This window comes from Lysinibacillus sp. BS3 (genome assembly GCF_039614735.1).
In the GTDB taxonomy this organism is placed as follows: domain Bacteria; phylum Bacillota; class Bacilli; order Bacillales_A; family Planococcaceae; genus Lysinibacillus; species Lysinibacillus capsici.
This window is the reverse complement of sequence record NZ_CP154860.1, coordinates 1602473-1622973: the sequence shown is the minus strand read 5'-3', so window position 1 is coordinate 1622973 and position 20501 is coordinate 1602473. Positions and strand designations below refer to the sequence as shown.

The window sequence follows — 20501 nt, the reverse complement described above, 5'->3', positions numbered from 1 at the left end:
AATTGGAGGAGTTAACCATGTCTAAAAGAATTTTGATTGTAGACGACGCTGCATTTATGCGCATGATGATCAAGGATATTTTATCAAAAAATGGATTTGAAGTTGTTGGAGAGGCAGCAGATGGTTTACAAGCTGTCGAAAAGTACAATGAACTAAAACCAGATTTAGTAACAATGGATATCACAATGCCAGAGATGGACGGTATTGCAGCTCTTAAAGCAATTAAGGGAACAGATCCAAGTGCAACTGTAATCATGTGTTCAGCAATGGGGCAACAAGCAATGGTAATCGATGCGATTCAAGCTGGTGCGAAAGACTTTATCGTAAAACCTTTCCAAGCAGATCGTGTAATTGAAGCGATTCAAAAAGCGCTAGGATGATTGCATGAAAATGTTAAAATCATTTCGTTTAACGATGATTTTCGCATTTCTTGTATCCTTCCTGTTTTTGTACCCGACACCGACTTCTGTCTATGCAGACGCTGATACAAATAGTGTCACGGATTGCATTAAAGACCCAGAAGCTTGTAATGGAGATACGACTGATCCAGCTGCTAAACAAGAAACAACTGTAACAGCAGCTGGAGATATATCTGCATGGGAATACATAAAAATGGTTTTGGCGCTTATTTTTGTTGTAGCTTTATTTTATGGATTGATGAAGTTTTTAAATAAACGAAATTTAAACTTCCAACGTAATCAAATGGTACAAAATTTAGGCGGTTTATCGTTAGGTGCACAAAAGTCAGTTCAGCTTTTACAGGTAGGTAAAACATTGTATTTAGTTGGGGTCGGAGAAGACGTTCAACTTTTACGAGAAATTACAGATCCTGAAGAAGTTGAAGCTCTTTTAGCCCTATATAACGAAAGACAAGAATTTGCAGCAACATCACCGTATATTGCAGAAGTATTTTCTAAGTTTAAGAGAAAAGATAGCGCGAAGGTGCAAAATGAGCAGCAAAAGCAGGATTCATTTGGCAATCTATTCGAAAAAAAGCTATCAGAAATAAAACAGGAGCGTAGTGATGAGATAGAGAGATGGAAGCAGAAGGAGAAGGATGGTAAATGAATGATTTAATCAATATTTTTTCCAACAGCGATCCAACGAATGTCTCTACATCTGTAAAGCTCTTACTATTACTAACAGTTTTATCACTTGCACCAAGTATTTTAATTTTAATGACATCCTTTGCTCGTATAGTCATAGTCTTATCATTTGTGCGTACAGCATTGGCAACACAGCAAATGCCACCAAATCAGGTGATCATTGGGCTGGCACTATTTTTAACATTTTTTATCATGGCACCAACCTTTCAAGAGGTCAATAAAGAGGCATTACAACCATTGTTTGCTGAAGAAATTGGTATAGAAGAAGCCTATGACCGTGCTAGTGTGCCATTTAAAGAGTTTATGAGTAAGCATACTAGGCAAAAAGATCTTGATTTATTTTTAACATATAATCAAGCAGAAAAACCAGCATCAGTGGAGGAAATCCCACTGACTATGCTTGTACCTGCCTTTGCTTTAAGCGAAATTAAAACAGCATTTCAAATTGGTTTTATGATTTTTATTCCATTCCTAGTGATCGATATGATTGTTGCAAGTACATTAATGTCGATGGGGATGATGATGTTACCGCCAGTAATGATTTCATTGCCATTTAAAATATTATTATTTGTACTGGTTGATGGCTGGTATCTCGTTATGAAATCGTTACTACAAAGTTTTTAGGGGATGATACAGTATGACAGGTGAGTTGGTTATTTCCATTGCAGAGCGTGCTATAATGATTATCCTTCTAACAAGCGGTCCGCTACTATTAGTTGCTTTAATCTCGGGTTTAGCGGTAAGTATCTTTCAAGCCACAACTTCGATACAAGAGCAAACGTTAGCATTTGTACCAAAAATTATTGCTGTCTTAGTGGCCATCGTATTCTTTGGCCCTTGGATGCTATCTCAAGTTACAAGCTATGCGAGAGACATATTCGAGAATTTAACGCGTTATATAGGGTGAGTACATGAATGAATTAATTCCGCATTTAACGGTTTTCTTATTAGTACTTGTACGTGTCTCAGCCTTTTTTGCTACGGTTCCTTTTTTTTCCTATAGAACCATTCCACCTCAAGTCAAAATTACTCTCGCACTGGTTTTAGCTTGGATGATGTACTATACAATTGATGTTGAGCCATTTGCATTCAATGATGATTACATATTATTAGTGGTGAAAGAAGCACTAGTTGGACTATTACTCGGTCTAATGGGCTATATCATCATGTCCGCAATTCAAATTGCAGGAAGCTTTATCGATTTTCAAATGGGTTTTGCCATTGCTAATATAATTGACCCGCAAACAGGTGCTCAAAGTCCATTAATCGGTCAGTTTTTTAATATGCTAGCACTGCTTTTATTGTTAGCGATTGATGGCCATCATATGATTCTTAATGGAATCTACTACAGCTATCAATTTTTCCCGATGGATCAGTTCCCTAGTTTTATGAACGAAAACTTTCCTCAATTTATTATCACCACTTTCACAGCAGTTTTTGCCATAGCATTCCAGATGGCTGCTCCTGTTGTAGCGACCTTATTCTTGGTCGATTTAGCTTTAGGGATCACTGCAAAAACAGTACCGCAATTAAACATATTTGTTGTCGGTTTTCCTATTAAAATTGGTGTTAGTTTTTTAGTGTTATTTACAATGATGGCCGTTATGATTCAAGTTATTCAAAAGCTTATTACGATTATGATTTATGGGATGCGTGATTTAATGGCCATTTTAGGTGGTGGATAATATGAGACTACTACTGAATTTAGAGCTACAATTTTTTGCGGGTGAAAAAACAGAAAAGGCAACCCCTAAGAAACGACAGGATGCTCGGAAAAAAGGGCAAGTTGTCAAGAGTCAAGATATTTCTAGTGCCATTGTAATGTTAATGGTATTTATCTTTTTGTTTTTCTTTGCAGGCTCTTTGCGTGACGAGCTATTAGCTTTTTTCAGGCAAACCTTTATTCATAACATACGCATCGAATCACTGACTATTGATAGTGTGATGCACCTATTTACAGAAACTTTGATTCAAATGGCTTTTATCATTGTGCCCATTATGGCAATTGCATTTGTCGGAGCACTTGCAGGTAACTTTTTGCAATTTGGTTTTCTTTTTACGTTAGAGCCAATGAAGTTTGATTTGAAAAAGATGGACCCTATTAAAGGGTTAAAAAAGATATTTTCTGTCAAAGCCATTGTGGAGTTAATAAAGTCTGTTTTAAAGATTGGTTTTATCGGAAGTGTTACAACAATTATTATTTGGTCAAACTTACCAGAAGTTTTGGCGTTATCGTTTAAAAGTCCATGGATGACTCTCATTACGGTCGGGAAGCTTGTTGGTATTATGGGTATAGCAGCTTCTTTAGTATTACTTTGTGTATCCGTTTTAGACTGGATGTATCAAAAACATGAGTATGAAAAAAATCTTAAAATGTCTAAGCAAGATATTAAAGATGAATATAAAAATAGTGAGGGTGACCCCCTAATCAAATCAAAAATCAAACAACGCCAACGTGAGATGGCGATGAGACGTATGATGTCAGAGGTTCCTAGTGCGGATGTAGTTATTACCAATCCTACTCACTATGCAATTGCCCTCAAATATAATGAGGACAGTATGGATGCTCCTCGTGTTATTGCAAAGGGGACAGACTTTATTGCTCAAAAAATTAAACTGATCGCCAAAGAACATGATGTAATAATGGTTGAAAATCGACCTTTAGCACGAGCTATGTATGACCAGGTAGAAATAGGCGATCAGGTACCAGAAGAATTTTTCAAAGCAGTAGCAGAGATACTCGCTTATGTTTACCGTATTAAGCGAAAAATTTAAGGCTTTTTGTAGGAGGGACACAAATGAAAGTTCGCGATATTGGGGTTTTAGGTGCGGTTATTTTAATCGTTGCGATGCTCATCATCCCTCTTCCTCCGTGGATGTTAAGTTTTTTAATTGTCATTAATATTACATTAGGATTAATTGTACTGCTCACAGCAATGAGTATGAAAGAAGCATTGGATTTTTCCATTTTTCCTTCGGTAATTTTACTATTAACTTTGTTCCGATTAGGACTAAGTGTTTCCACTACTCGTGCCATCTTAGCAAATGGAGATGCAGGTTCGGTCGTTGAAACTTTTGGTGATTTCGTAGTTGGAGGAAATATACTTGTTGGTTTAGTCGTCTTCTTAATTTTAGTGTTAATTCAGTTTATTGTAATTACAAAAGGTGCAGAACGAGTAGCAGAAGTAGCGGCACGTTTCACACTTGATGCGATGCCAGGTAAACAAATGAGTATTGATGCTGACTTAAATGCGGGGATTATTTCCGAAAAAGAAGCGCGCGAGCGACGTGAAAAAGTTGCAGGGGAAGCGGACTTTTACGGTGCAATGGATGGTGCCACGAAATTTGTAAAAGGGGATGCCATCGCTTCAATGGTAATGGTTATTATCAATCTATTATTTGGTATCATCATTGGCGTTGTACAAATGGGGCTTCCATTTGCAGAAGCAGCAACACATTTTTCGAAACTAACAGTTGGGGACGGTATTGTATCCCAAATTCCTGCCTTGCTTATTTCGACTGCTACAGGGATTGTCGTAACACGAGCCTCTTCTAAAGGTAGTCTTGGTCAAGACATTACAGGCCAATTATTTGCTCAAGCTAAGCTGCTTTATGTAGCAGGAGGTACCATTGTATTACTAGGGCTATTTACGCCAATACCAAACTGGGTAACGCTGCCAATAGGTCTTTCATTAATTGCGGGAGCTTATATGATGGAACGTAAGAAGCCAGAGGATGAAGAAGAATTACAGGAGATTGAAGAAGAAGTGGCTACTGACGGCATGAAGAGCCCTGAGAATGTTGTGAATTTATTAAATGTGGACCCAATTGAATTCGAATTTGGTTATGGATTAATTCCCTTAGTAGATGCCGCTCAAGGTGGAGATTTATTAGACCGTGTGATCATGATTCGTCGACAGCTTGCTTTGGAGTTAGGTATCGTGATCCCAGTAGTCCGTATTCGAGACAATATTCAGCTTCAACCAAATGAATATCGAATTAAAATAAAGGGGAACGAAATGGCACGAGGCGAACTTTTACTAGATCATTATTTAGCGATGAGCCCTGGAGACGATGATTCTATTGAGGGTATTGATACTGTCGAGCCATCTTTTGGATTACCAGCTAAATGGATTACAGAGCAAGTAAAAGAGGATGCAGAAATGTATGGTTACACAGTTGTGGACCCACCAAGTGTGGTGTCAACACATTTAACTGAAATAATTCGAGCAAATGCTCATGAGTTATTAGGCCGTCAAGAGACAAAGCAGTTAATCGATCACTTACGCGAATCCCATCCAATTTTAGTAGAAGAATTAACACCTGCACCTTTATCTACTGGAGAAATTCAAAAGGTACTGGGTAAGCTTCTTCGGGAGAATGTATCAGTGCGTAACTTACCTATTATTTTTGAGACACTTGCAGACTATGCAAAATTAACGAGTGATACAGATATCTTAGCTGAATATGTGCGTCAAGCATTAGCTCGTCAAATTACAGCGCAATATGTTGGGGATAGTTCAGTATTAAAGGTGATTACGGTTTCAGGTAAAGTAGAAAAAATGATTGCTGATAGTATCCAACAAACGGATCACGGTAATTATTTAGCTATGGACCCACAAGACTCTCAAACAGTATTAGAAACTATTGCAGCGGAAGTAGAGCGTGTTTCGTTTATGGAGCAATCAGCTATTATATTATGCTCGCCAGCCGTTCGGATGTATTTACGACAACTAACGGAGCGTTATTTCCCACAAATTCCGGTTCTATCTTATAATGAATTGGATGCTTCGGTTGAAATTCAAAGTGTTGGGGTGGTGAATGTTCAATGAAAATGAAAAAGTATTATGCATCATCCATACCAGAGGCGATGAAGCAAGTGCGAGCAGAATTAGGTGAGGACGCAGTCATTTTAAATTCAAAAGTCGTCATCACAAAGAAATTTTTTGGCATGATAAAAAAGAAAAGTTTTGAAGTGGTTGCGGGTATTGATGCAATGGAGCCCCAGCAAGTGGCTTCAGTTCCAACACCAGCTGTACTGCCTGTAGTAAAAAAAGAGAATGCAAGGTTACAAGAGATTACAAATGCTATTCAAGCAAAAATGCATCAGGAACCACCCCTTGATGTAGCAGCAGTACATGAGGACGCTAGCATGTCAGAAGAATTGAGAAAAGAAATTGCTGATTTAAAATCATTAATGCAATCGATGCATAAAAAGACTACCCAAGCTCAATATCCCGATGAACTCTTACCCTTCATTGAATACTTAAGACAGCAAGAGCTAAGTGAAGAGCTCATCACAACGATAGGTGATGAGCTTTTTATGCATTTTAGAGAAGCATCCGAAATAAATTTTTCACAATGTAAATTGATAGCAAAAAATTTATTACGTAAGAAGCTAGAAGTACTTCCAGTCGGAGGATTATCCTACGAAAGAAAATATATAAACATTTTAGGGCCAACAGGGGTTGGTAAGACTACAACTATTGCTAAAATGGCTGCTAGAGCTGTGTTAGAAAAAAAGAAAAAGATTGGCTTTATTACGACAGATACTTATCGGATTGCGGCAATAGAGCAGCTTAAAACATATGCTGGTCTTTTACAAGCTCCTGTAGAAATTGCTTACAATGCAACAGATTTTGAACAAGCAATCCAGAGATTATCACATTTAGATTTGGTTTTTATTGATACAGCTGGTCGAAATTATAAAGAAGTCAAGTATGTTGATGATCTCCAACGCCTTATAAAATTCGATGATCATGCAGAATCTTATTTAGTGCTTGCAATGACAACGAAAGAAAGGGATATGGAGAATATTGTAGATCAATTTAAGCAATTACCAATTCAAAAATTTATTTTTACAAAAATTGATGAAACAAATTCTATTGGCACAATGATCAATTTAATGATTAAATATAATAAAGGACTTGCTTACTATACGAATGGTCAAGAAGTACCAGAAGATATTGAAGAAGCTGATTTAGAAGCAGTACTTAATTTGTTTTTTCAAGGTGAAGAAAAATGAGAGACCAAGCTGAAGCATTACGCTTAAAAATGATGAAACAGCAAGGCGAACTAGGTAGAGCGATTGCAGTTGTAAGTGGCAAAGGTGGAGTAGGTAAAAGTAACTTCACAATGAACTTTGCCATGACTTTAGCCCAAAAGGGAAAAAGAGTTGTCATTGTAGACATGGATATTGGGATGGGGAATATCCATATCTTAATTGGGAAAAATGCTTCTTATAGTTTAAAAGATTACTTAGAAGGAAATAAGCTACTAGATGAGGTAATATTTGAAGGGCCTTACGATTTAAGGTATATTTCAGGTGGGTCAGGTATGACGAGTGTGCTTGATTGGTCTCATAGTATGTTTGAACGACTTATTCAAGCATTTGAAGAACTTCAAAAAAACTATGATTATATTTTATTTGATATGGGCGCTGGTGCTACTAATTGGTCGTTAGATTTACTCACATCTATTGATGAAATTATCGTCATTTCAACAGCGGAACCTACTTCTATTACAGATGCGTACTCCATGATGAAATATATTCATGTTCGAGATCCAGATAAGCAGTTTTATATTCTCTGTAACCGCGCTTTCAGTAAAGAAGAAGGAATAGAAACGAATGAACGTTTACAGTTAACAATGAAACGTTTTTTAGACAAAGAAACGATCATTCTTGGTTCATTACCTGAAGACCCTGTTGTGCGTAAGGCAGTGCGCGAGCAAGTGCCATTCTCACTTGCTTATCCAGACGCATTAATATCAAAGACATTGCAACTTATAGTCGTTCGTTTTATGGAGCAACGTGCGGGGGAAATACATGCACATGATCAAACAACGAAAAAATTTTTAACGAAACTTAGAAGTATTTTCTCGAAAGGGCGTGATTAATTGGACTTTTTGCATAAAAGCAAGCTTTTAGTTGTGGATGATTCTGCTTTTATGAGAAAGCTAATTAGTGACTTTTTTGTTGGCAACTCGAAGGTGGAAGTAGTTGGAACAGCTCGAAATGGAAAAGATGCGATCAAAAAGATACAATCGTTGAAGCCAAACGTTGTGACAATGGATATTGAGATGCCTGAAATGAATGGGCTCGATGCTTTAAAAGAAATTATGATACAATGTCCAGTTCCTGTAGTAATGCTCTCAAGTACCACTCAACGTGGGACAGAAAATGCAATTGCTGCAATTGAGGGCGGGGCAGTAGATTTTGTTGCCAAGCCGAGTGGGACCATCTCCCTTGATTTACATAAAATTCAAAATGAACTTGTGCACAAAGTGGAACAAGCTGCAACGGTGCCAATTTCCAAATTGAAAAAACCTTCTGGTAGTAAACGACAACAAGAACAAGTGACAAGGGTGAGTACCGTAATAAAGGAACCACAACAGCATGGACGAACAAATACGTCTATTAATGTTGTTTCTACTAAGGTAGCCGTAACTAAACCAATGGTAGAATGGAGTAAAATAGGAAAGAAGATTGTGTTAATTGGCACATCAACAGGAGGACCTCGCGCACTTCAGGAGGTTGTTACTAAAATTCCTAAGTCTATTCAAGCTCCCATATTAATTGTACAGCATATGCCTGCTGGATTTACTAAATCGCTTGCTAACCGACTTGATCAGCTAAGTGAAATTTCTGTTAAAGAAGCTGAACAGGGCGATATTTTGCAAAATGGAGTAGCTTATATTGCACCAGGTGGATATCATTTAAAACTTAGAAAAGTAGGGACAACTTTTGGCATTGTTCTTGATAATCAAGAAGCACCAAGATCTGGCCACCGACCTTCTGTAGATGTAATGTTCGAAGATGTTAGTCAATATAAAGATTTTGATAAAGTAGCAGTGATTATGACAGGTATGGGTCATGATGGCTCTAATGGTCTAAAAGCATTAAAAAATACTGGCAATGTCATTGCTATTGCAGAATCAGCAGAAACTTGCATTGTATATGGTATGCCAAAAGCAGCAGTAGAAACGCAACTTGTTGATGAAGTTGCAGATGTAGATGATATTGCACAAACAATAATGAAATATTTGCCTTAAAAGGGGTGTCCTCTTATGGAAGTCAATCAATATTTAGAGATGTTTATTGAAGAAAGTAAAGAGCATTTACAAGCGTGTAGTGAACATTTATTAGAATTAGAAAAAAATCCAGATGATTTGGCAATTGTTGGGGAAATATTCCGCTCTGCACATACATTAAAAGGTATGTCTGCCACAATGGGCTTCGAAGATTTAGCAGATTTAACCCATAAAATGGAGAATGTTTTAGATGCCATCCGTAACGAGAAGATTCATGTTACACCTGAAATTTTAGATGTCGTATTTGAATCTGTTGATCATTTAGAAGAAATGGTAATGGATATTGCTAACGGTGGAGATGGTAAGCGTGATGTTTCCTCAACTGTCGCACAACTAAAGCGTATAGAACTAGGTGAGGAAGTAATACCAGAGGTGGTAGCAACGGTTGCTGCACCGGTTGTTGAAAGTGTATTAGAATATGATTCGTTTGAACAAACAGTCATTACACAATCGGCTGAACAAGGCTTTAATGCTTTTGAAATTTCAGTAACATTACGTGAGGATTGCCTTCTTAAGGCAGCACGTGTATTTATGGTGTTTGAGATTTTAGAAAAAGATGGGGATGTCATTAAATCAAGTCCATCTGTTGAAAAGCTAGAAGATGAGCAGTTTGATCAACAATTTTATGTAGCTTTTGTCACAAAAACAACAGCTGAGGATATGCAGAAAAAGCTAATGAAAGTTTCTGAAGTTGATGAGGTTATTGTGACTACAATTGACCAAAGGAAATTTAGTGAAAAAGTATTTGAAGCGCACCAAGAAGTAGCAGCTACTGCAACAGCAGTGGCTGAGGTAGCCGCAATACCAACAAATACGCCTGCTGCTAAAGCCGAGCCTGTTGCAAAACCTGCTAAAGAAGCTACACCTTCCAAGGCTGACAAAAATCATGCACCTGTAGGTAATAAAACAATTCGTGTAAATATTGAACGTCTAGATATTTTAATGAACTTGTTTGAAGAGCTTGTCATTGATCGTGGTCGATTGCAATCTATCTCTACTGAAGTAAATCATGGCGAACTAAATGAAACAGTAGAGCGTATGAGTCGTGTGATGGGTGATTTGCAAACTATTATTTTAACAATGCGAATGGTACCTGTAGAAACAGTTTTCAATCGTTTCCCGAAAATGATTCGTCAGCTATCACGTGATTTAAATAAGAAAATCAACCTTGAAATTATTGGTGCTGAAACCGAACTAGATCGTACAGTAATTGATGAAATTGGAGATCCGCTTGTTCACTTGATTCGTAATTCTGTGGATCATGGCATTGAGAATCCAACTGCTCGTCGTGCAAAAGGCAAGCCTGAAGAAGGAACGGTCGTATTGCGTGCCTATCATAGCGGAAATTACGTCTTTATTGAAATTGAAGACGATGGCGCGGGCATAAATCGAGAAAAAGTATTAGCGAAAGCTATTTCAAAAGGTATTGTTACACAAGAACAATCCTATTCAATGTCTGATAAACAAATTAATGAGCTTATTCTAGCTTCAGGCTTCTCCACTGCAGATGTTATTTCAGATGTATCTGGTCGTGGAGTAGGTTTAGATGTTGTAAAAACAACCATTGAATCACTAGGTGGCAATATTTCAATTGAATCAACACAGGATGTTGGATCCATCTTCTCGATTCAATTACCACTGACATTATCAATTATTTCAGTTATGCTTGTGGAGATTGAAAAGGAAATTTATGCAATTCCACTATCTTCTATTATTGAAACATCTATTATCCGTTCATCAGAGATTATGAATGCGCATAATCAAAAAGTAATCGACTTCCGTGGCAAAGTTGTTCCGTTGGTATTCTTAGAGGAAATCTTTGAGGTACCTCGTCAAGAGCATCAAGATGAAGAATTCCACTCAGTAGTGATCGTCCGTAAAGGTGAAAAACTTGCTGGTTTAGTGGTGGATTCATTCATTGGCCAACAAGAAATTGTCTTGAAGTCTTTAGGAAATTACTTAACAAATATCTTTGCCATTTCAGGAGCAACAATCTTAGGCAATGGTAAAGTAGCCTTAATTGTAGATTGCAACGCACTAATTAAATAAGGTGAATGAATAAGAGAGGTGTAAAGTATGACAAATGCAGTGGAGCAAGAAAGTATTAAAGTAATAGTTTTTCAGTTAGCAGATAAAGAATATGCAATTCCAGTGTCCCATGTTCAAGGAATTGAGAAATTAATGCATATTACTCGTGTACCGAAAACAGCGAAATACGTAAAAGGTGTAATCAATCTACGAGGTGTTGTCACACCAATTGTGGATTTACGTGAACGTTTTGAATTACCTATTTCTGAACATGAAGAAACAACACGCATTATTATTATTTCATTAGAAGATATGGAAGTAGGCTTTGTAGTGGATTCCGCTAACGACGTTATCGATATTCCTGCAAGTGCTATTGAACCGCAACCAGAAGTCGTTGGCTCACTTGAAGAAGAATTTATTTCAGGCGTTGCTAAAGTAGAGAAGCGATTATTAATCTTATTACATTTAGAAAAAGTATTAAATCCACTAAAGTAGGGATCGATAATGACATTTAATCAAAAAATTACATCACTACATTTAGATGTATTAAAGGAGATTGGAAACATCGGTGCTGCGCATGCCGCGACAGCACTTTCCAATTTACTTGGGAAAAAAATTGATATGCGTGTTCCAAAGGTAGAGATGGTGTCCTTTAACGATATGATGGAGTTGGCTGGCGGATCAGAAAACGTAGTTGTTGGCATTTACCTTCGTATTGAAGGTGATGCAGAGGGAAGTATGTTCTTTATTTTACCTATCGAACAAGCAAACCGCTTTATACGTCGGCTTATTTTCGATGACTCTTTTGACTTTAAAAAACGACCTGTTTCAGAGTTAGGTTTATCAGCTATGCAAGAAATGGGTAATATTTTATCGGGCTCCTATTTATCTGCCTTATCGGATTTTACTAATTTAAAAATTTATCCAACTGTGCCAGGTCTAAGTGTTGATATGTTTGGAGCTATAATAAGCATTGGTTTAATAGAATTATCTCATGTCAGTGATAATGTTATTGTGATAAATACATCCATTTTTGAAGAAGGTGTGGAAGACCATGAAACGGTGAGGGGCCATTTCTTCCTACTACCAGATCCTGACTCGTTTGATGCCATTTTTAAAGCATTAGGGGTTTCGTGATATGTTAACCAATAGTAGTGGACAAGTGATTAAAGTGGGAATTGCACAAATGGATGTAGTAAAGCTACCTAACACGATTCGAACTTCTGGTCTTGGTTCATGTGTTGGTGTTATTTTGTATGATGAGTCAAAAAAAATTGCTGGTTTAATCCATGTGATGTTACCAGATTCAAGTTTAGGAAGAGCTGAGTCAATCAATGTCGCGAAATTTGCAGATTCAGGGATTGCTGCAATGATTGATTTACTAAAGTTAGAAGGCGTTCAAAAATTTAAACTCAAGGCAAAAATTGCAGGGGGTGCGCAGATGTTCCAATTTACTTCCGACAAAGATACAATGCGTATTGGTCCCCGCAATGTAGAAGCTGTCAAAAATGAATTAAAGAGGCAGGGCATCCCTTTAGTGGCCGAGGATACTGGTGGAAATAGTGGTAGAACGATTGAATTTAATCCTGCAACGTCGATATTACATATCCGAACAGTTAACCAGGGAGTGAGTGAAATCTAATGTTTGGTTCTATATTTTACAATCTATGGGGAGCATTAATTGCCTTTTCTATTTATTTTTTTAGTACATTTCAAAAACCATTTACGCCTCTGCGAATCCTGATTGGCTCTTTTATTGTAGCAATCATCGCATTTTTTGTAATGTTTATTGTACGTTTTTTAATTGCTTACATCTTGTTTACACCAGAGGAAGATGAGGAAGCAGTTGAAGTCGATATAGAAGAAAAGGAACTTGAATCAATAGAAGGCGTAAAACAAGAAGTGCCAATAGCTAATTCCACGGTTGAATTTCAAGATGAAAATTCCGAGGAAATTGCACAAGTAGTAAGAACGATGATGAATCGAGAAGAAGATCAACAAGTAAATGCGTAAAAGTAAGAGTCGTGACTAACGACTCTTTTTTATTTTGGCTTTGGAGTTTGTAGTATACGAAAAACTTAAGTGAAATTAATTATTTTTATATTATTCATATATATAGTCCTCATGTTAGCATATTTATACAAAGGAAATAGCTTTAAATCTAAAAACTCCAAAATATAAAAATGTAGCTTGTCCGGGGAATTTATCAACTGAAAAGATAGTGATTATGGCACCATTTACTGGTCTTGTAAGAGAAACACCTCAGACGGCAGTGCTTAGTTTTTCACAGGAGCATGCATTGGCAGTAGCATATTTCCAATAAATGGTCCATTTCAATATATAAAAAGAAAAGAGAATTTCGCTTTTTCTAGGAGGGGAACGACATGAAATCTCATGACTTTATGAAACAAGCACTTGAGTTAGCTAAAGAAAATGAAAGAACAAAACATGGTGCTCCTTTTGGTGCAATTGTAGTTAAAAATGGACAGATTATTGGCTCTGGTGTAAATGAGGTTGCAATCACTAATGATTTGACGAATCATGCAGAGATTCAAGCAATCCGTCAAGCTTGTCACGCACTGAAAACGACCAATTTAGAAGGTTGTGAAATGTATGCAAGTACAGAACCTTGTCCTATGTGTTTGAGTGCCATTTACTATTCTAAAATTTCTACAGTTTATTATTTTAATGCTAGTAATCCTAGTCAAGATTATATCTATCATGAACTTTCTTTACCCCATCAGGAGAGGGCCATTCAAATGGTTCATCTAGCTATCAATCTTTAATAAATTTCGGGAGGTTCAATCAATGATACCAACAGCGTATTGGCTAACAAATGTACGATTAGAAATAGGATATCATTACGATAATGGGGTCGTTATAGGAACAAAAACTGCTCTTTTTAATGTACAAGTAGAAAGTGGTGAAATAAACCAAATTCTTAGCGTAGATCAGCCTTTAAAAACTGATTTGCCTAAGCGAGATGCACATGGTTACTTAATGCTCCCTTCTTTTAGAGATATGCATATTCATATAGATAAAACCTATTTTGGTGGACCATGGAAGGCTCCTTCGATTCCCACAGAAGGTCTTATTACAAGATTAAAAGAAGAAGAGATTCTACTGCCAGGGTTATTGCCTGTTGCAGAGGAACGAGCAAAAAAGTTACTAGATTTGCTCATACATGCAGGATCAACACATATTCGTACGCATTGTAATATTGATCCATTTATTGGGTTGAAAAATTTAGAAGCAGTCTTAAGAGCTAAAGAGGCTTACAAAGATAAAGTTGATTTAGAGGTTGTCGCTTTCCCACAACATGGCCTCTTACGTAGTAAATCCATTTCTTTAGTAAGGGAAGCTTTGCGAAGTGGAGCGTCTCTAGTAGGCGGTGTAGACCCTGCATCGATTGATGAAAATATAGAAAAATCCTTACAAACGGTGATGGAATTAGCGGTAGAAGCTGATGCAAATGTTGATTTGCATATCCATGATCCTGGTCATCTTGGTATTTTTACCTTTAAACGATTAGCTGCATTAACGGAGGAAGCGGGTTGGCATGGCCGAGTGACAATTAGTCATGCCATGGCCTTAGCCGATGTTTCAACTAATGAAGCAAGTGAAGTGGCAGCGTTACTAGCTCATCACGGTATTGACATTACTTCGTCTGTTCCATTGGATCATACCATTCCTATTCCGTTATTAGATCAAAAAGGTGTTCAAATCTCTTTGGGTGAAGATAGTATTACAGATCACTGGTCCCCGTTTGGTATAGGTGACAGCCTAGAAAAACTAGGCACGCTAGCTGAACGCTTTGGCTTAAGTGATGAACATTCACTTAGTCAAAGTCTAAAGTATATTGCAGGCGGCATAACACCTTTAAACAAGGATGGACAGCCCCAATGGCCGAAAATTGGAGATATGGCGAATGTCGTGTTTGTAGATGCAACTTGCTCAGCAGAAGCAGTTGCAAGAAGAGCAAGAAGAGTGGCGGTGCTCTTTACAGGGAAAATAGTTGCGGGTGAGCTTTAATTTTTGAAGAAGAAAGGATAAATCTGAAATGAATTCTACTTTTTGGTTAACAAATGTACGTCTTGAAACAGATTATCACTTTGAAAACGACACGATTACTAAAACGAACTCGGCTTGTTCTCATCTATTCATTAAAGATGGGAAAATTGCAGAAATAGTATCTGCTGATAGCCTATTAGATGATGATTATCCAAAAAAAGATATGAAACAGCTATTAGCACTACCTTCATTTATAGAAAAACATTGTCATTTGGATAAAACTCTGTTGAGCGACAAATGGCGGGCAGTTACACCAGTGAATAATATTTTTGAACGTTGTGAAATTGAAAAAGAGGTACTTCCAACCTTACATACAACTACGCAACAACGCGCTGAAAAACTACTTAGTCGTTATGTCCAGTTTGGAGTTACACATGTACGTACGCATGTGGATTTATATCCTGAGGTAGGGTTGAAAAATTTAGAAGAGGTTCAAAAAGCTTTACAAAATTTTGAAGGAAAGTTGTCTTATGAAATCGTTGCCTTTCCTCAACATGGTCTATTACGAACAAAGGCAACCAATTTAATAAGGGAGGCTCTACGTTTTGGGGCAGGATTTGTAGGAGGTGTCGATCCAGCTACTGTGGATGGAGATATTGAGGCTTCCTTACAACAAATGGTGGAACTCGCTGTTGAAGGAAACGCAGGGATTGACTTGCATTTGCATGACCCAGATCAATTGGGTACTTTTACAATGAAGAGATTAGCCAAATTAACAAAGGAAGCTGGTTTACAAGGCAAAGTAGCCATTAGCCATGCCTTTGGGCTAGGAGATGTTTCACACTCTGAGGCAGAAGAAATGGCGGACATCTTACGTGATGCAGGTATTACGATTGTAACGAGTGTCCCTCTGCGTAGAAAGTTTCCACCTGTTGGTTTATTACACAGTAAAGGAGTACCCGTTGCAATTGGGTGTGACAATATCTTTGATGTTTGGTCCCCATTTGGTAACGGAGATTTATTAGAACGAGCTGGTCGTTTGGCAAAAAGCTCAGGTTGGGAAGATGAACGCTCATTAGCCCAAACCCTTCAATTTATTACAGGGGGAAAAACCCCACTCAATCAAGCGGGTGAGCAAACATGGCCAAAAGTGGGAGATAGTGCAAATATGGTGTTTGTGGATGCTTCTTGCTCTGCTGAAGCAATTGCTCGAAGATCTCTACGTAAGGCAACTATATTCAATGGAAACTTTGTCTTTAGTTCGATTTAAAGCATAATTTATCGATAAAGAGTGGTTTTTTATATTGGGTATTATTGCTCTTTTGTTTAATTTGTTCTTTGCTCTACAGTAGTGCTAAAACTAAATCAAAAGAATTCAGTAGCTTCTTAGTAAAAGCTTAATCATATCCAACTGTATCCAAGTGTCATTACACAATTAGGATACAGTTTTTCTATGTCTTTCAAAAACAAAGGAATATATTAGAGACTAAGAGAAACAAATGAAATTATAGTCGATTCTTGTTATAATATAGGAAAGATGGCAACTGCTTATCGGGCTTTAACGATTCAGGCTCACGTCTAGATTAGCTTAAATGTGGATTTTTATAAAAAACAACTAAGAAATCCTGTTGAATGATAAATTTTAAGAGCGCAAGTAGTCGTTAGTAAACAGGCGTGAAAAAGCGTTTTTTAGAGAGGTGGATTTCATGACACAACCAATTCTGAACGATGAGCAAAAACTGTGGAATCGCTGGATACATGAGCGTGATCCCGATGCTGGTGATTTACTTATAAAAAAATACATTTCTTTAGTATCTTATCATGTCCAACGTATTGGTGCAGGTCTGCCCAAAAGCGTATCACGAGACGATTTAACGAGCTTAGGGATGGTAGGACTTTTTGATGCATTAAATAAATTTGACATTAACAGAGATTTAAAATTTGATACATATGCTTCGTTTAGAGTAAGAGGAGCCATCATCGATGGTTTACGAAAAGAAGACTGGTTACCACGGTCAGCGCGTGAAAAAGCCAAAAAATTAGATGCACAAATTGAACAACTAGAACAAAAATATATGCGTCATGTAACACCTGAGGAACTTGCGGAGCATATGGAAGTATCTGTTGAAGATGTTTATCAAACTGTACAAGAGCATTTTTTTTCAAATGTTCTTTCTATTAATGAACAACAGGACCAAGAAGAAACAGATGGCAAGTCATTTGTCATACGAGACGATACAACAAAAACACCTGAGCAAGCTATCATTAAATCAGAATTGTTAGATGATCTTGCGGAAAATATTCAGAAACTCAATGAAAAAGAACAGCTTGTCCTTAGTTTATTTTACACGGAGGAGTTAACCTTGACAGAAATTGGTGAAATGCTTGAACTATCAACCTCTCGTATTTCACAAATTCATTCAAAAGCGCTATTAAAGCTACGAAAGCTATTATCTAGTGAAATGATTAATGCGTAAATATCCTTGAGGGAGAGATTCCAATGAGTTTAAAAGGTGTTGAGTTACAGATTGCTATTCCAAAAACATTTGAAGCAGGAAAAATGGTTGATCAGGCACAGCAGCAAGTATTGGCTCAGCAAGCACATGCAAATGAAGCATTAAAAAAAGAAGTAGAGCGCAAGCAAAAAATTGTCAACACATCAGAAGGTATGGATGAAATTAGTGAGGATGAAGATGCAGGTGGTGAGTATTTAACAGGGATTCATAAAAAGAAAAAAAAGGATCAACAAGAAAAACAGGCACAACATCCGTTTAAAGGGAATTTCGTGGATTTTAGTGGATAGGAGTTTACAATGACAACCATTCTAATAGCGGTGCTATTCTTTTTACAGCTAATTTCATTTTACTTTCTTATCATTTTAAATACAAAGTTAGCAAAGTTTAAAGATTTGGAAAAGAAGCAAGAACGTTTAATGAGAGAAATGGACGACACCATTAGTGTGTATTTAGCTGAAATGAAAGATGAAAATGACCGTCTTATTAAAGAGCTACAAAGTGTCTCACAGTCGGAAATAGCTGCTAGTAGCTTGCATCAAACGGAACAATATATGACACCTCAGGAGCAGCCAACTTTGCCTGTAGTACACGAGGTGAAAAGTGATAGTTCTCTATCTTTAGAGAAAGATGCACGTATCTATGTACCTAAAAATATTGTCGCAAATGCTTATTCACGTCAGCAACATACAAGCTCGAAAATGGTGAAAACAGCTCCACCTCTAAAAGTGGAGGAGCAAAAAGAAGCTGAAAAATTGCTGACAGTGGAACAACAGGCTCTAGAATTAGCAAAACAGGGAAAATCACCAGAGGAAATAGCTAAACAACTGCAAAAGGGTAAAACAGAAATCGAGCTTTTACTGAAATTCCATCACTAAATTGTTGCGAATCGTTCAAAGCTATGATATAGTTGCAAATGGTGTTATTACTACACACGCATTTTGATGCAGTAAGTGGTGCTCTAAGATTAGGGTAGCTTGTTGTAGATGATAAATGCGGAGGATAAAAACCAAACATATTAGGAGGAAATTCACATGTCAGTAATTTCTATGAAACAATTACTTGAAGCTGGTGTACATTTCGGTCACCAAACTCGTCGTTGGAACCCAAAAATGAAGAAATATATCTTCGTTGAACGTAACGGGATCTACATCATCGACTTACAAAAAACTGTAAAAAAATTAGAGGAAGCTTATGACTTCATGCGTCAAGTTGGTCAAGACGGTGGTAAAGTTCTTTTCGTTGGTACGAAAAAACAAGCACAAGAAGCGATCAAAGATGAAGCTGAACGTTCAGGCAACTACTACATCAACCAACGTTGGTTAGGTGGTACTCTTACAAACTTCGGTACAATTCAAAAACGTGTTGCACGTATGAAACAAATCGAAAAAATGGAAGAAGAAGGAACTTTCGAAGTTCTTCCTAAAAAAGAAGTAATCCAACTTAAAAAAGAACACGAACGTCTAATCAAATTCTTAGGCGGTATCCGTGATATGCACGATCTTCCAGACGTAATGTTCGTGGTTGACCCACGTAAAGAACGTATTGCGGTTGCAGAAGCTCGTAAATTAAACATCCCTCTAGTAGGTATTGTTGATACTAACTGTGATCCAGATGAAATCGACTACGTAATCCCTGCTAATGATGATGCTATTCGCGCTGTTAAACTTTTAACTGCTAAAATGGCTGACGCTTTAATCGAGTCAAAACAAGGTGAAGAAGAAGCTCCAGCTGTAGAAGCTGCTGCTGAGTAATTCACGTTTACAAAAAGGTGATAAGTGGCTCAAAACCCTTATCACCTTTTTTAGAACCTATCATTAAATTATGTTCAACCAATTTGAGGAGGAAACACTAAATGGCAAACATTACTGCACAATTAGTAAAAGAATTACGCGAAAAAACTGGCGCTGGAATGATGGATTGTAAAAAAGCGTTAGTACAAACTGATGGCGACTTAGAAGCAGCTATCGACTTCCTACGTGAAAAAGGTCTTTCTTCAGCTGCTAAAAAAGCTGACCGCATCGCTGCAGAAGGTACAACTTATATTTTAGAACAAGGTAACGAAGCAATCATCCTTGAAGTAAATGCTGAAACTGACTTTGTTGCGAAAAACGACAAATTCCAAGTATTAGTTGCATCTTTAGCTGAGCAATTACTTGCTGCTAAACCTGCATCAGTTGAAGCTGCTTTAGAGCTTGCAAATACTGAAGGCGTAAAAATTGTAGATCAAATCTCAACTGCTATTGCAACAATTGGAGAAAAAATTACACTTCGTCGTTTCGAAATTAAAACAAAATCTGATGCAGATGCATTCGGTTCATACTTACACATGGGTGGCCGTATCGGTGTATTAGTAACTTTAGAAGGCTCTACTGATGCAGCAGCTGCTAAAGATGTTGCTATGCACATTGCAGCAATCAACCCAACTTATGTTTCTCGTGATGAAGTTTCTGCTGAAGAAGTTGAACGTGAGCGTAAAGTATTAACTGAACAAGCTCTTAACGAAGGTAAACCAGAAAACATCGTTGCAAAAATGGTTGAAGGCCGTCTTGGTAAATACTTCGAAGATGTTTGCTTACTTGACCAAACTTTCGTTAAAAACTCAGATCAAAAAGTACGTGATTTTGTAGCTTCAACTGGTGGTTCTGTAAACGGCTTTGTACGTTACGCTGTTGGTGAAGGTATCGAAAAACGTGAAGATAACTTTGCAGAAGAAGTAATGAGCCAAGTTAAAGGTAACTAATTTAGCTTG

General features: G+C 37.3%; 23 protein-coding genes. All 23 read left to right on the top strand.

The window, feature by feature from the left end; all coding sequences use genetic code 11:
- Nucleotides 1–17: 17 nt before the first annotated feature.
- The 23 genes from AAJG31_RS08375 (at nucleotide 18) to tsf (ending at nucleotide 20492) form a co-directional block, all read left to right on the top strand.
- The gene (locus tag AAJG31_RS08375; protein ID WP_004269288.1) at nucleotides 18–380 is read left to right on the top strand and encodes a response regulator; all 363 of its coding nucleotides are present in this window, start codon (nucleotides 18–20) and stop codon (nucleotides 378–380) included.
- A gap of 10 nt (nucleotides 381–390) precedes the next feature.
- Nucleotides 391–1068 carry a flagellar biosynthetic protein FliO gene (locus tag AAJG31_RS08370; protein WP_004269287.1) on the top strand — a complete coding sequence of 226 codons (678 nt, stop codon included), beginning with the start codon at nucleotides 391–393 and terminating at the stop codon, nucleotides 1066–1068.
- Entirely contained in the window at nucleotides 1065–1730 is a 666-nt protein-coding gene (gene fliP, locus AAJG31_RS08365) for a flagellar type III secretion system pore protein FliP (RefSeq protein ID WP_048391597.1), read from the top strand. Before AAJG31_RS08370 ends, fliP begins: the two co-directional genes overlap by 4 nt.
- Nucleotides 1731–1743: 13 nt before the next feature.
- Nucleotides 1744–2013 (top strand): flagellar biosynthesis protein FliQ, encoded by a 270-nt coding sequence (gene fliQ, locus AAJG31_RS08360; protein ID WP_004269285.1) that lies wholly within the window; start codon nucleotides 1744–1746, stop codon nucleotides 2011–2013.
- A gap of 4 nt (nucleotides 2014–2017) precedes the next feature.
- The gene (fliR, locus tag AAJG31_RS08355) at nucleotides 2018–2791 is read left to right on the top strand and encodes a flagellar biosynthetic protein FliR (RefSeq protein WP_048391595.1); all 774 of its coding nucleotides are present in this window, start codon (nucleotides 2018–2020) and stop codon (nucleotides 2789–2791) included.
- Nucleotide 2792: 1 nt separating this feature from the next.
- Nucleotides 2793–3881 carry a flagellar biosynthesis protein FlhB gene (flhB, locus tag AAJG31_RS08350; protein WP_048391594.1) on the top strand — a complete coding sequence of 363 codons (1089 nt, stop codon included), beginning with the start codon at nucleotides 2793–2795 and terminating at the stop codon, nucleotides 3879–3881.
- Between the two features lie 23 nt (nucleotides 3882–3904).
- Nucleotides 3905–5938 (top strand): flagellar biosynthesis protein FlhA, encoded by a 2034-nt coding sequence (flhA, locus tag AAJG31_RS08345; RefSeq protein WP_036080453.1) that lies wholly within the window; start codon nucleotides 3905–3907, stop codon nucleotides 5936–5938.
- Entirely contained in the window at nucleotides 5935–7131 is a 1197-nt protein-coding gene (gene flhF, locus AAJG31_RS08340; RefSeq protein WP_048391590.1) for a flagellar biosynthesis protein FlhF, read from the top strand. The genes flhA and flhF overlap by 4 nt, the downstream gene beginning before the upstream one ends.
- Complete coding sequence (locus tag AAJG31_RS08335) at nucleotides 7128–8003, top strand: MinD/ParA family protein (RefSeq protein WP_066037807.1); 876 nt, start codon at nucleotides 7128–7130, stop codon at nucleotides 8001–8003. The genes flhF and AAJG31_RS08335 overlap by 4 nt, the downstream gene beginning before the upstream one ends.
- Nucleotides 8004–9158 (top strand): chemotaxis response regulator protein-glutamate methylesterase, encoded by a 1155-nt coding sequence (locus AAJG31_RS08330; protein WP_103117586.1) that lies wholly within the window; start codon nucleotides 8004–8006, stop codon nucleotides 9156–9158.
- Nucleotides 9159–9173: 15 nt separating this feature from the next.
- Entirely contained in the window at nucleotides 9174–11246 is a 2073-nt protein-coding gene (locus AAJG31_RS08325) for a chemotaxis protein CheA (protein WP_048391586.1), read from the top strand.
- A gap of 27 nt (nucleotides 11247–11273) precedes the next feature.
- Nucleotides 11274–11720 carry a chemotaxis protein CheW gene (locus AAJG31_RS08320; protein ID WP_004269272.1) on the top strand — a complete coding sequence of 149 codons (447 nt, stop codon included), beginning with the start codon at nucleotides 11274–11276 and terminating at the stop codon, nucleotides 11718–11720.
- A gap of 9 nt (nucleotides 11721–11729) precedes the next feature.
- Nucleotides 11730–12362 (top strand): chemotaxis protein CheC, encoded by a 633-nt coding sequence (locus AAJG31_RS08315; RefSeq protein ID WP_004269270.1) that lies wholly within the window; start codon nucleotides 11730–11732, stop codon nucleotides 12360–12362.
- A gap of 1 nt (nucleotide 12363) precedes the next feature.
- Complete coding sequence (locus tag AAJG31_RS08310; protein WP_004269269.1) at nucleotides 12364–12867, top strand: chemotaxis protein CheD; 504 nt, start codon at nucleotides 12364–12366, stop codon at nucleotides 12865–12867.
- A complete protein-coding gene (locus AAJG31_RS08305) occupies nucleotides 12867–13238 on the top strand; it encodes a hypothetical protein (protein WP_054550522.1) in 372 nt (123 codons plus the stop codon). The genes AAJG31_RS08310 and AAJG31_RS08305 overlap by 1 nt, the downstream gene beginning before the upstream one ends.
- Before the next feature lie 371 nt (nucleotides 13239–13609).
- Complete coding sequence (locus AAJG31_RS08300) at nucleotides 13610–14011, top strand: nucleoside deaminase (RefSeq protein ID WP_048391582.1); 402 nt, start codon at nucleotides 13610–13612, stop codon at nucleotides 14009–14011.
- Between the two features lie 22 nt (nucleotides 14012–14033).
- On the top strand, nucleotides 14034–15257 hold the full coding sequence (locus AAJG31_RS08295; RefSeq protein ID WP_279494197.1) for an amidohydrolase: 1224 nt from the start codon (nucleotides 14034–14036) through the stop codon (nucleotides 15255–15257).
- Between the two features lie 28 nt (nucleotides 15258–15285).
- A complete protein-coding gene (locus tag AAJG31_RS08290) occupies nucleotides 15286–16506 on the top strand; it encodes an amidohydrolase (protein WP_279494198.1) in 1221 nt (406 codons plus the stop codon).
- A 436-nt stretch (nucleotides 16507–16942) separates the two neighbouring features.
- Nucleotides 16943–17713, top strand: coding sequence for a FliA/WhiG family RNA polymerase sigma factor (locus tag AAJG31_RS08285; protein WP_036080567.1), 771 nt, complete (start codon nucleotides 16943–16945; stop codon nucleotides 17711–17713).
- Nucleotides 17714–17736: 23 nt separating this feature from the next.
- Nucleotides 17737–18039 carry a hypothetical protein gene (locus AAJG31_RS08280; protein WP_048391575.1) on the top strand — a complete coding sequence of 101 codons (303 nt, stop codon included), beginning with the start codon at nucleotides 17737–17739 and terminating at the stop codon, nucleotides 18037–18039.
- A gap of 9 nt (nucleotides 18040–18048) precedes the next feature.
- Nucleotides 18049–18627, top strand: a complete 579-nt coding sequence (locus AAJG31_RS08275) for a hypothetical protein (RefSeq protein WP_048391573.1) — start codon at nucleotides 18049–18051, stop codon at nucleotides 18625–18627.
- Nucleotides 18628–18783: 156 nt separating this feature from the next.
- Nucleotides 18784–19503, top strand: a complete 720-nt coding sequence (gene rpsB / locus AAJG31_RS08270; protein WP_004269262.1) for a 30S ribosomal protein S2 — start codon at nucleotides 18784–18786, stop codon at nucleotides 19501–19503.
- A gap of 101 nt (nucleotides 19504–19604) precedes the next feature.
- Complete coding sequence (gene tsf / locus AAJG31_RS08265; RefSeq protein ID WP_257961805.1) at nucleotides 19605–20492, top strand: translation elongation factor Ts; 888 nt, start codon at nucleotides 19605–19607, stop codon at nucleotides 20490–20492.
- The last annotated feature ends 9 nt before the right edge of the window (nucleotides 20493–20501 follow it).